The following is a 323-nucleotide window of genomic DNA, read 5'->3' as shown; positions in this document are numbered from 1 at the left end:
AGTAAAAAAGAATGATGCGGCCAGTAAGATACATTACGATCTAGATAATCCTGTCGCTATTTTAGAAAGTTTTTATGTCTGTAAAAATGATGCCGAAGGCATTAAGCTATGCAATGGTATTAATAAAGCCGTTGAATCGTTATTGCGAAAGGGGATATTAGAACTGAATCATGACACAGGGTTTATCCGATTCAATCCACAATAGTATAAATGATGATGTGAAACACTTAACATTTGTATTAATTTTGACTGTTTGCGAAGATCAAAAATAATGACTAAAGAAAAGTAAGTATTACCGGGCATCAATTAGAGTTAATGCTCAG

The 323-nt window shown here is 33.1% G+C and carries 1 protein-coding gene; it reads left to right on the top strand.

Annotation, left to right across the window (positions count from 1 at the left end):
* Positions 1-205 (top strand): hypothetical protein (locus AACQ14_RS24500; protein WP_339366138.1); only part of this gene is annotated, 205 nt, incomplete at its 5' end.
* Positions 206-323: the final 118 nt, after the last annotated feature.

The sequence above is a fragment of the Vallitalea maricola genome, from assembly GCF_036985595.1.
In the GTDB taxonomy this organism is placed as follows: Bacteria; Bacillota; Clostridia; order Lachnospirales; family Vallitaleaceae; genus Vallitalea; species Vallitalea maricola.
This window is presented reverse-complemented; position numbering and strand designations above follow the sequence as displayed.